This window comes from Caulobacter sp. D5, from assembly GCF_003185805.1.
Taxonomy (GTDB): Bacteria; Pseudomonadota; Alphaproteobacteria; order Caulobacterales; family Caulobacteraceae; genus Caulobacter.
Genome location: NZ_QHJY01000060.1, coordinates 1 through 10,290, shown reverse-complemented (window position 1 = coordinate 10,290; position 10,290 = coordinate 1). Strand labels below are relative to the sequence as shown.

Here is a 10,290-nt window from a genome sequence, read left to right as displayed (position 1 = left end):
CCGAGGCGGCGGCCGGGGCCGGGACCTGCAGCGCGCCGACGGTCAGGGCGACGCCGCCGGCCAGGCCGGCCAGGGCGAAGCCGAAGGCGACCAGCGGGGTCTTGCCGGCGAAGCGGCGGGTCTCGCCCAGGCCGTAGGCCCAGGCGGCGAAGGCGACCAGCACGGCGGCGGCCAGCAGCAGGGCCAGGGCGATCCCGCCAGCCTGCTGGCTGAACACCCAGACCAGCCAGGCGGCCGCGCCGTACATCGGGAAGGCCAGGGCGTGCTTGAGCACGTCCATCCACGGACCGGGCCGGGGCAGCTTGCGCAGCAGGCCCGGAACGAAGGCCAGGATCACGAAGGGCGCGGCGAAACCGAGCGCCAGGGCCAGGAACACCAGCAGGGCGAAGGCCGGCGGCTGGGTCAAGGCGAAGCCGAGGGCCCCGGCCATGAACGGCGCGGTGCAGGGGGCGGCGACGATCACCGCCAGGGCGCCGGTCAGGAAGGCGCCGGCCAGGCCCGAACCGCCCGAGACGCGGCCAGCCGCCCCTTGCGCGGCGGCGCCGACCTCGAACACGCCCGACAGGTTCAGGGCGACCAGCAGCATCAGCAGCGACAGCACCGCCACCACGGCCGGCGATTGCAGCTGGAAGCCCCAGCCCACCGCCTCGCCGCCGGCCCGGACGGCGATCAGCAGCCCGGCCAGCGCCAGGAAGGTCGCCACCACGCCGCCCAGGAAAGCCAGGCCCTGCACGCGGGTCTTGCCGGCGTCGTGGGCGTGGGCGGCGAGGCTGGCGGCCTTCATCGACAGCACCGGGAAGACGCAGGGCATCAGGTTGAGGATCAGGCCGCCGAGAAAGGCGAAAAGCAGGGCGACCGGCAGGCCGCCCGCGAGGCCGGAAACGGCCGTGTCGCCGCCGGCCTGCGAAGAACCGCCGGTCGAGCCGGCGCCGGCCGCGGGCAGAGAGCCTAGCCCTACGGAGCCCGGAAGGGGCGCCCCTTCGACGGCGGTGATCTCGTAGGAGCCGCCCTTGGTGGCCACGACGCCGACCAGTTCCTTCACCGGCTCGGTGGCCTCGGGGCCGAAGGCGAAGCCGGGAGCCAGGGTCAGGGTCAGGCCGTCCGGCCCGCGCTCGATGGCCTGGGGCGCGGCGTGGTCGATGACCTGGCCGGAATAGGGAAAGAAGTAGGCGCCCTCGAAATCGCCGCCCTTCAGGGCGGCCCCGGTGACCGACAGCTTCACGGCCTGGCCGTCGCGGGTCCACACGGCCTTGAGGCCGGCGGGCTTGGGAGCCTTGGCCAGCACGGTCGCGACCACCTCGCCCCATTTGGGATCGGGCTTGGCCGGGCCGGCGACCACCGGCAACGTCAGGGTGACCACCGCGTCCTCGGGAACGCAGATCTCTTCGCAGACCAGGAAGGCGGCGGCGGCCTTCAGGGTGACCGTCTGCCCCGGCTTGGCCGAGGCCGGCACGGTGATCGGCACGGGCAGCAGCACCTCGCCGTTATAGGCGTAGTCCTGCAGCGGCCCGACGCGCACCCGATCCGGGGTCGGCCAGACGATGTCGCCGGCGGTCCAGCCGGCCGGCAGGGTCCAGACGATCTTGGTGGCGTCGCCGGCGTCGCCCGGGTTGCGCCAATAGGTGTGCCAGTGGGTCTGGATCTTCTGGCGCAGGGCCACGAACACCGTCGAGCCCGGCACGGCCGCGGCTTCCTGGGAGACCAGCTCGACCTCCAGGTGGCCGGTCTTGACCACCTCGGCGCGGGCGGGCCCCGCGGCGGCGGCGAAGAGGGCCAGGGGGGCCAGGACGGCGGCGAACAGACGGCGCGACAGCATCGGCGACCTTGCAAAGAAAACTCGCGAAGACACATGGCCCGTGCGCGCGCTCTCGACAACCGTCAAGCCGCCGTGGTCAGGTCGGGGACCGCTTCGAACCAGGGGAATTCATGCCCGCTTCCTTCGACGACATCGAGATCGGCCAGGTCGTGACCCTGGGAACCACGGTGGTGGACGAGCGGGCCCTGGCGACCTTCATCGCCGCCTTCCAGCCGGGCTGGGACCTGTCGCTGGGCGCGCCCGACGCCATGGTCTTCGCCATCTGGAGCCGCCTCGACAGCGAGGCCACCGCCGACTGGCCGCAGACCAAGCGGGTGGGCGTCGACGCCCTGCGCTGGCTGCGCAACCCGCCGGCGGGCGAGCTCCTGCGCGGCCGCATGACGGTGATGGGCAAGGACCCGGTCGGCGAGGGCAAGGGCATCGTCATCGCCCAGCAGGACCTGCTCGACGAGGCCGGCAGGCTGGTGTTCTCGTGCCTGACGCGGAGCATTTTCGCCAGGTGATCCCCTCTCCCCTTGCGGGAGAGGGTGGCCCTGCGGAGCAGGGTCGGGTGAGGGGTCGAAAGCCCTATCAGCCGCGACGGCGGACAAGGCTGGGTACGGTATCAGATTTTTGAGAGACCCCTCATCCGTCGGCTAACGCCGACACCTTCTCCCGCAAGGGGAGAAGGAAGCTAGGCCGCCGTCGGGGTCGCGGTCTCGCGGGCCAGCAGCACGTGCACGGCGTCGGCCGAGCGGGCCTGGCGCAGCTGCTCTCGCAGGTCGGGCTGGCGCAGCATGCGCGAGACGCGGGCCAGGGCGCGCAGGTGCTGGGTGTTGGCCTCGGGCGGGGCGAACAGGGCCAGGAACAGATCGACCGGCTTGTCGTCCAGCGCGTCGAAGGCGACCGGGGTTTCCAGGCGGACAAAGACGGCGCGGACGCGGTCCAGGCCCGGCACGCGGGCATGCGGCAGGGCCACGCCCTGGCCAACGCCGGTGGAGCCGGCGGCTTCGCGCTCGATCAGGCCATCCAGCGCGAGGTCGGAATCGACGCCCAGCACGCGGCCGGCGACGTCGGCGATGACGCCGAGCACCTGGCGCTTGTCCTTGGCGCTGACGCGGAGGGTCACAGCCCCCTGGTCAAGAAGATCGCCGATCATCATGGACTTTAACTAGCTCGCTCTATGCCGGCCGCCGAAACACGGCCGCCGCGGTCCCGGAAACGCGCCGGGACCGCTTAGGCTCCAGCTAGCTCAAGGTCGAGCCGTTTCCGTTCAGCGGCTTGGTGCGCTCGGGGTCGATCCAGCCGATATTTCCGTCCGGCCGGCGGTAGACCACCGACAATCCGCCATGGGCGGCGTTCCTAAACACGATTGCCTGGGACTCGGTCAAGTCCAGTTCCATGACAGCCATCGAAACGGTCATCGTCTTGAGGGCGGCCTGGGTTTCGGCGATGACCATGGCTGACGGCGCGCCGGCGGGATGGGCTTCCTCCGTGGCCCAATCTTCCTGGTCGCCGCCCTCCTCGCCGTCGGGCGCGCGCAGCACGTAGAAGGCGGCGTTCTCGGCCTGCTTGGCGGTGGCGGCGATCGAGTGGCTCTTGAGCCGCTGCTTGTACCGCCTTATCCGCGTCTCGATCTTGGCCAGGGCCTGGTCGAACGCCATGTGGGCGTCGCCGCCGGAGCCGTGGCTCAGAAGCTGCTGGCCCGAAGCCAGCTTGACCGAGCAATCGACGCGGAAGGCGTAACCCTCCTTGCTGATCACGACGTCGGCGTCACCGCCGCGGTCGAAATACTTACCGATGCTCAGGGTGATTTCGTCGGCGACTCGCGCTCGCAGAGCCTCACCAACGTCGACATGCTTGCCGGAGATTTGGACTTGCATGCCCTATCAACGCGCCCGTCCGGGGGCGGTGTCAAGCGGGAGCAAAACGGCCTCAGAAGAGTCCCGAAAAGACCCCGATCAGCTTCTTGACGGCGGCCGTCACGACACCTGCACTGACGAAAAGCAGGGCCGTGCTGCCCAGCGCCATCAGATAGCCTAGCAGGGCCAGCAGACCGTCGCGCTGCAGCAGGGCGAGCGCCAGGACGGCCACGGTGGCGCCGGGCGCCAGGTTGCCCAGCGGGATGGGCAGGATCAGCACCAGGGCCAGCAGGGTGCAGACCACGCCGATCAGCCGCTCGCCGCCGGCCGCGAACAGGAAGCCGAGCCTGGGCCGCGTCACCACCTCGAGCCGCCGCAGGACGGGCGTGATCTTGCGGAACAGGCCCCTGAGGTCGTCGCGCTTCAGCGGCTTTTCGGCCAGACCCTCGGGCAGCCAAGGCGCATTGGCGCCCAGGGCGATCTGCGGCGCCAGCAGCAGGATCGGCAGCGACAGCAGGGTCGACGAGCCCGGCGGCAGGGGCAGGCAGTTGAGCAGGCCGAACACCAGCAGCGTCGCCCCGAAGGCCCGGCTGTCGAAGGCGTCCAGCATCTGACCGACGGTCAATACGGGCCGGGGGTCGTCGCCGAACCCCTCGATCACGTCGGACAGTTTCTCCTGGCTCATGCGCGGTCCTGTTTCACCCTTTTCTATAACGCGGGAAGCGGCCGGACCGCTTGCTCGAAAGCGTCACAGGCGGGGAGAAACAGGGTGCGGCGTCGCGTCGCAGGGAACGGAGGACGTGCTCAGCAGGCTTCCTTGATCAGCCGGCGGCGCTCGACCGACGACGGGATGCGCATGGCCTCGCGGTACTTGGCCACGGTGCGGCGGGCGATGTCGACGCCGGCGGCCTTCAGGATCTCGACGATGCGGTCGTCGGAATGGACGTCGGCCTCGCGCCGTTCGGCATCGACCAGGCCCTTGATCTTGTGGCGGACGCTGGCGGCCGAGTGGGCCTCGCCGCCTTCCGACGACTGGATGGCCGAGGTGAAGAAGAACTTCAGCTCGAACACCCCGCGCGGGGTGGCGACGTACTTGTTGGAGGTGACGCGGCTGACCGTGCTCTCGTGCATGCCGATGGCGTCGGCGACGGTCTTCAGGTTCAGCGGGCGCAGGTGCTCGACGCCATAGGCCAAAAAGCCGTCCTGCTGGCGCACGATCTCGCTGGCCACCTTGAGGATGGTCTTGGCCCGCTGGTCGAGGCTTTTGACCAGCCAGTTGGCGCTGGCGAAGCTGTCGGAGACGAAGGTCTTTTCCTGGTCGCTGCGCGCGCCCTTGGAGACGCGGGCGTGGTAGCGCTGATCGACCAGCACGCGCGGCAGGGTGTCGGTGTTCAGCTCGACGTGCCACATGCCGCCCAGGCCTTCGCGGACGTGGACGTCGGGCACCAGGGTCTGGGGCGGATCGCTGTGGAAGGCCGCGCCCGGGCGGGGCGTCAGACCGCGGACCTCGGCGATCATCTCGCGCAGGTCCTCGTCGTCGACGCCGCAGATCTTGCGCAGCGAGACGAGGTCGCGGCGGGCCAGCAGGTCGAGATTGTCGAGCAGGGCGGCGATGGCCGGGTCGTAGCGGTTGGCGTCGCGCAGCTGCAGTTCCAGGCACTCGCGCACGTCGCGGGCGGCCACGCCGCAGGGCTCGAAGCCCTGGACGACCTTCAGCACGCGCTCGATGCGCTCCAGCTCGCAGCCCAGGCGCTCGGCGATCTCCCAGAGATCGGCGCGCAGGTAGCCGCCAGCATCCACGGCGTCGATCAGGATGGCGGCGATGGCCTCGTCGGCGGGCGACAGGCCGGCCAGGACCAGCTGGCCGTTGAGGTGCTCGGAAAGGGTCTCGGGACGGTTCAGGGCGCCTTCGAAATTGTCGTCGCCCTCGAAGCTGCCGCCGCCGCCGGCGCGCGACCAGTCGATCTGGCCGCCGGCGTGCTCGGCGCCGAAGCTCTCGCCGTCGCCGGTGGCGCGCTCGCCGGGGGAGACGTCGTCGCCGGGCGTGTCCAGCTCGCGGTTGGCCGCGGAGTCCGACACGTTTTCCATGCCCAGGTTCTCGACGGCCCGTTCGGGCTCGCCGTCGCGCTCGACCTCGCGCTCGCTGTCGTCGCGTTGCAGCAGCGGATTACGCTCGAGCTCGGCCTCGACGAAGGCGTCGAGCTCGATGTTCGACAGTTGCAGAAGCTTGATGGCCTGCTGCAGCTGCGGCGTGATGACAAGGCCCTGGCCCTGCCGGATGTCGAGTCTTGGGCTGAGCGCCAACGCGCCCTCCTGGCAAATCGAACGAAACTTACGATCGCCATTGAAAGGGCAGTCTGGTTAACGGGGCGCGAACGCCAGCAAATATCGGGCCAGTGCGACCATCCGTCCTCGGAAAAAGAAAAAGGCCTTGCAGAACAAGGCCTTTCTCGAAATCCATGCGGCAGGTCGTCCCGCCTCAATCGTGCCCGAGGCCTTAAACGCGCTCGGCGAAGCTGTCGCCCAGGTAAACCCGGCGCACTTCCGGATTGTCGACGATCTCCTTCGGCGAGCCCTCGAAGAGCACCTCGCCGGCGGCGATGATCGACGCCCGATCCACCATGTCCAGCGTCTCGCGGACGTTGTGGTCGGTGATCAGGATGCCGATGCCGCGGTTCTTGAGATAGTTCACGACCTCGCGGATGTCGGAGATGGCCAGCGGGTCGATGCCGGCGAAGGGCTCGTCGAGCAGCATGAACGACGGCTCGCTGGCCAGGGCCCGGGCGATTTCCACGCGGCGGCGCTCACCGCCCGACAGGGCGACGGCCGGCGACTTGCGGATATGGGTGATCCGCAGCTCTTCCAGGATGCTGGTCACCGTCTCGCGGGCTTTGCGCGCGTTCTTCTCGCGCATCTCGACCACGGCCATGACGTTCTGCTCGACCGTCATGCCGCGGAAGATCGAGGCTTCCTGCGGCAGGTAGCCGACGCCGAGGCGCGCGCGCTGGAACATCGGCTGGGCCGTGATGTCCTCGCCGTCGAGATAGATCGAGCCGTAGTCGGCGGCGATCAGGCCGGTGACCATGTAGAAGGTGGTGGTCTTGCCGGCGCCGTTGGGGCCCAGCAGGCCGACGACCTCGCCGCGCTTGAGGCGCAGGGAGACGTTCTTGACCACGGCCCGGTCGCCGAAGGTCTTGCCGACGCCGTCGACATAGAGACCGTCCTCGGTCGGGCCGCCCCCAAGGGTTTGAAACTGCATTTATACGGCCTCAGGGCTTGGCGGCGGGCTTCTTGGAGTCGCCCGAGGTGCTTGACGACGTGCTGGGATAGACCACCGCGCGCACGCGGTTCTTCTTGCCGGCGCCCTTGGCGCTGGACTCCATGCGCACGTCGTTGGTCTTGGTGTTGACCACCATGCGGTCGCCGCGCGCCACGTCCTGGCCCTGCACGGCCACCACGTTGCCGGTCACCACGATGGTGTCGGAGGAATAGTCGTAGGTCGCCCGGTCGCCGCGCACCACCTGCTTGGGGGTGACGTAGAAGACCTCGCCCTCGGCCTCGACGCGGTCGACGTTGCCGCAACCGTTGCCGCCGTCGCCCTTGGCCTTCTTCTGATTGTAGAGGGTCATCTTGGCGGCGCGCAGGCGCGAGGTCTCCTGCAGCACCTCGACGGCGCCGCGGAAGATGGTCTTGCACTGGCTGGTGATGGTCTCCTGCTCGTCGGCCGAGATGTCGACCGGCGCGCTGGAATTGTTCTGCGCCATGGCCGGGCCGACCGCCAGGCCGCCCAGGAGGCTCGCGGCGAGCCCAGCGGCCGCCATTGCTCGTTTCATCGAACTCGCCCTCATCTGTCGCACCGTCCTCTAGTTTCCGCCGCCGACGCGATCGAGGCGCGTGCGGACTCCACCGCGGAAAACGACGCGGTCGCCCTTGTCATATACGGAATAAGCGTTGGATTTCACCTGTCCTGTAGGACCTTCGCCCTGCAGCACGGATTCACCGGTGATCACGCCGGTCTTGGTGTCGACGAAAGCCTCGTCCGACGCGAAGCGGTAGCCGCCCCCGTCGTCCATGCGCACGTCGCCGCGCAGCACGAGCTTGAGGTTGTCCTCGCGATAGACGCCGCTCTTGGACGTCACCCGGCTGGGCTTGGGCTCGTCGATGCCCAGGGTCAGGGTCGGGTCGTCCAGCAGCACGCGCTTGAGGTCGGCGTCGTCGCGGACCGCCGAGCGGGCCGTGATCAGGAAGGCGCGACCGTCGCTCGACTGGCCGTAGAAGCGCGGGTTGAGCATGCGGATCTGGGCCTGGGGCCTTTCGGGCGCGCGCTCGGCGGCCGTCACCGTCAGCCAGACCACCTGGCCCACGGCCGAGCCGATCAGGGCCAGAATGGCGATGGGCAGGGCGCCGCGCGCGGCCCGGACGAGGCGCGAGCGCCGGCGCCAGCGCCGCAGATCGCGCTTGAAGCCGCTCCTCATCGCCACGTCCGACACCGTCCGGGTCTCCCTTAAGCGTGCGCGAAGATGTCGACGTCTTCCCAACCGGCCAGGTCGAGCGCGGCGCGGTGGGGCAGATAGTCGAAGGCGGCTTGAGCGAGCGCCATGCGGCCCTCGCGCACCAGCATGGTGTTCAAACGCTCGCGCAGGCCATGCAGGTGCAGGACGTCCGAAGCGGCGTAGGCCACCTGCTCGGGGCTCAGCGACGCCGCGCCCCAGTCCGAGCTCTGTTGGGCCTTGGACAGCTCCACGCCCATCAGTTCGCGCGTCACGTCCTTGAGGCCGTGGCGGTCGGTATAGGTGCGGGCGAGCTTGGAAGCGATCTTGGTGCAGTACACAGGCGCCGTCATGACGCCCAGATGCAGCAGGAACATGGCGATGTCGAAGCGGCCGAAGTGGAAGAGCTTCAGCACGGCCGGATCGGTCAGCAACTTCTTCAGGTTCGGCGCGTGATAGGTCGAGCGGTCCAGGCGCACCACGTGGGCGTCGCCGTCGCCGGACGACAGCTGCACCACGCACAGCGGATCGCGCCCGAGGCGCAGGCCCATGGTTTCCGAATCGATGGCGATCGCCGTCGCCCCGGCGAACACGCCGTCGGGCAGGTCGCCTTCATGAACAAAGCTGGCCAAGTGTCTTTCGTCTCCACGCGTCGGCGTCGTCGCGAACGGCGCCGCTCCGACGCCTTATAGTGGGACGTCGGCGATGCACGCCAGATGAACCGAATATCTATTGCATGGAAAGCTTGGAACCACCCCGCTCCTCGCATCTGCGAGGGTTGGTAAGGGGTGGTGCCCAGGAGAGGACTCGAACCTCCACGACCTTTCGGTCACTGGCACCTGAAGCCAGCGCGTCTACCAATTCCGCCACCTGGGCCCGCGGCGCAACCCGTTGGGCCGCTGCGAGGGCCGGACGTTTATGCAAAGGTTCTGACGGCGTCAATCGCATTTCTCACTTTTCTTGCGAACATCCCCAGGCTCGTCTAATCCCCCCTTCATCGCAGCGACGAGGAATGAAGATGCAGGGTCTGGTCACGGTGTTCGGCGGCTCGGGCTTCGTAGGAAGCCAGGTGGTGCGCGCCCTCGCCAAGGCGGGCTATCGCGTACGCGTAGCCGTGCGTCAGCCCAATCTGGCCTATCGCATGCGCATGCTGGGCGATGTCGGTCAGATCGAGGTCTTCCAGGCCAATGTGCGCAACGAGGCCTCGGTGGCCCGCGCGCTGGACGGCGCCGAGGCGGCCGTGAACCTGGTGGGCGTGCTTTGGGAAAGCGGCCGCCAGCAGTTCCAGTCGCTGCACGCCATGGGCGCCAAGATCGTGGCCGAGCAGGCCGCGGCCGCCGGCGTCAAGCGCCTGGTGCAGGTCTCGGCCATCGGCGCCAACGCCGGGTCGGGCAGCAAGTACGCCCGCACCAAGGCCGAGGGCGAAGCCGCCGTCCGCGCCGCCTTCCCGACCGCCACCATCGTGCGCCCGTCGGTGGTGTTCGGCCCCGAGGACAAGTTCTTCAACAAGTTCGGCCAGCTGGCCGCCCTGGCGCCCGCCCTGCCGCTGGTCGGCGGCGGCCACACCAAGTTCCAGCCGGTGTTCGTCGGCGACGTCGCCGCCGCGATCGCCAAGATCATCGCCACGCCGGGCGCGGCGGGCCAGACCTTCGAGCTGGGCGGCCCGACCGTCTACAGCTTCAAGGAACTGCTGGAGTTCGTGCTGACCGAAACCGGCCGCGCCCGCGTGCTGGCGCCCCTGCCCTGGCCGCTGGCCGGCGTCGTGGGCAAGCTGGGCGACATCCAGGCCTCGCTGCTGCCGCTGGCCCCGCCGCTGACCACCGACCAGGTGGCGCTGCTGAAGGCTGGCGACAATGTCGTCACGCCGGGCGCCAAGGGCCTGGCCGACCTGGGCGTCGCCCCCACCGCCGTCGAGGCCGTGGTTCCGTCCTACCTCTACCGCTACCGCAAGGGCGGCCAGTACGCCCCAACCCCGGCCGGCGCGTTCTAATCCTGATCCCTCTCCCCTTGCGGGAGAGGGTGGCCTCCCGGAGGGAGGTCGGGTGAGGGGTCGCACCTACAGAAACGCCGCGACAGCTGATCGGCTGTCGCGGCGTTTTGCGTTTGAGAGACCCCTCATCCGTCGGCTATCGCCGACACCTTC

The 10,290-nt window shown here is 69.3% G+C and carries 11 protein-coding genes and 1 tRNA gene; 2 read left to right on the top strand and 10 right to left on the bottom strand.

Annotated elements, in window-relative coordinates; genetic code table 11:
* Nucleotides 1–1,816: protein-disulfide reductase DsbD domain-containing protein (locus tag DMC18_RS04945; RefSeq protein WP_110132734.1), on the bottom strand; the 1,816-nt coding region annotated here is incomplete at its 3' end.
* 110 nt (nucleotides 1,817–1,926) lie between these two features.
* Here DMC18_RS04945 and DMC18_RS04940 point away from each other — a divergent pair.
* Nucleotides 1,927–2,319: an acyl dehydratase gene (locus tag DMC18_RS04940; RefSeq protein WP_110120470.1), complete on the top strand. Its 393-nt coding sequence runs from the start codon at nucleotides 1,927–1,929 to the stop codon at nucleotides 2,317–2,319.
* Nucleotides 2,320–2,489: 170 nt separating this feature from the next.
* Here DMC18_RS04940 and ptsN read toward each other — a convergent pair whose 3' ends face one another.
* The 9 genes from ptsN to DMC18_RS04895 all read right to left on the bottom strand — a co-directional run bounded on the left by ptsN (nucleotide 2,490) and on the right by DMC18_RS04895 (nucleotide 9,023).
* A complete protein-coding gene (gene ptsN, locus DMC18_RS04935) occupies nucleotides 2,490–2,957 on the bottom strand; it encodes a PTS IIA-like nitrogen regulatory protein PtsN (RefSeq protein ID WP_110120469.1) in 468 nt (155 codons plus the stop codon).
* 85 nt (nucleotides 2,958–3,042) lie between these two features.
* Nucleotides 3,043–3,678 (bottom strand): ribosome hibernation-promoting factor, HPF/YfiA family, encoded by a 636-nt coding sequence (hpf, locus tag DMC18_RS04930; protein WP_110120468.1) that lies wholly within the window; start codon nucleotides 3,676–3,678, stop codon nucleotides 3,043–3,045.
* Nucleotides 3,679–3,730: 52 nt separating this feature from the next.
* Nucleotides 3,731–4,342, bottom strand: coding sequence for an exopolysaccharide biosynthesis protein (locus tag DMC18_RS04925; protein WP_110120467.1), 612 nt, complete (start codon nucleotides 4,340–4,342; stop codon nucleotides 3,731–3,733).
* A 119-nt stretch (nucleotides 4,343–4,461) separates the two neighbouring features.
* The gene (rpoN, locus tag DMC18_RS04920) at nucleotides 4,462–5,961 is read right to left on the bottom strand and encodes an RNA polymerase factor sigma-54 (protein ID WP_110120466.1); all 1,500 of its coding nucleotides are present in this window, start codon (nucleotides 5,959–5,961) and stop codon (nucleotides 4,462–4,464) included.
* A gap of 193 nt (nucleotides 5,962–6,154) precedes the next feature.
* On the bottom strand, nucleotides 6,155–6,916 hold the full coding sequence (gene lptB, locus DMC18_RS04915) for an LPS export ABC transporter ATP-binding protein (RefSeq protein WP_110120465.1): 762 nt from the start codon (nucleotides 6,914–6,916) through the stop codon (nucleotides 6,155–6,157).
* A 10-nt stretch (nucleotides 6,917–6,926) separates the two neighbouring features.
* Entirely contained in the window at nucleotides 6,927–7,478 is a 552-nt protein-coding gene (locus DMC18_RS04910) for an LptA/OstA family protein (RefSeq protein ID WP_370444615.1), read from the bottom strand.
* 42 nt (nucleotides 7,479–7,520) lie between these two features.
* Nucleotides 7,521–8,147: an LPS export ABC transporter periplasmic protein LptC gene (gene lptC, locus DMC18_RS04905; protein ID WP_370444030.1), complete on the bottom strand. Its 627-nt coding sequence runs from the start codon at nucleotides 8,145–8,147 to the stop codon at nucleotides 7,521–7,523.
* Between the two features lie 14 nt (nucleotides 8,148–8,161).
* Entirely contained in the window at nucleotides 8,162–8,779 is a 618-nt protein-coding gene (locus DMC18_RS04900) for a ribonuclease D (RefSeq protein ID WP_110120462.1), read from the bottom strand.
* Between the two features lie 157 nt (nucleotides 8,780–8,936).
* Nucleotides 8,937–9,023, bottom strand: a tRNA-Leu gene (locus tag DMC18_RS04895).
* A 142-nt stretch (nucleotides 9,024–9,165) separates the two neighbouring features.
* Here DMC18_RS04895 and DMC18_RS04890 point away from each other — a divergent pair.
* Nucleotides 9,166–10,137, top strand: a complete 972-nt coding sequence (locus DMC18_RS04890) for a complex I NDUFA9 subunit family protein (RefSeq protein WP_110120472.1) — start codon at nucleotides 9,166–9,168, stop codon at nucleotides 10,135–10,137.
* Nucleotides 10,138–10,290: the final 153 nt, after the last annotated feature.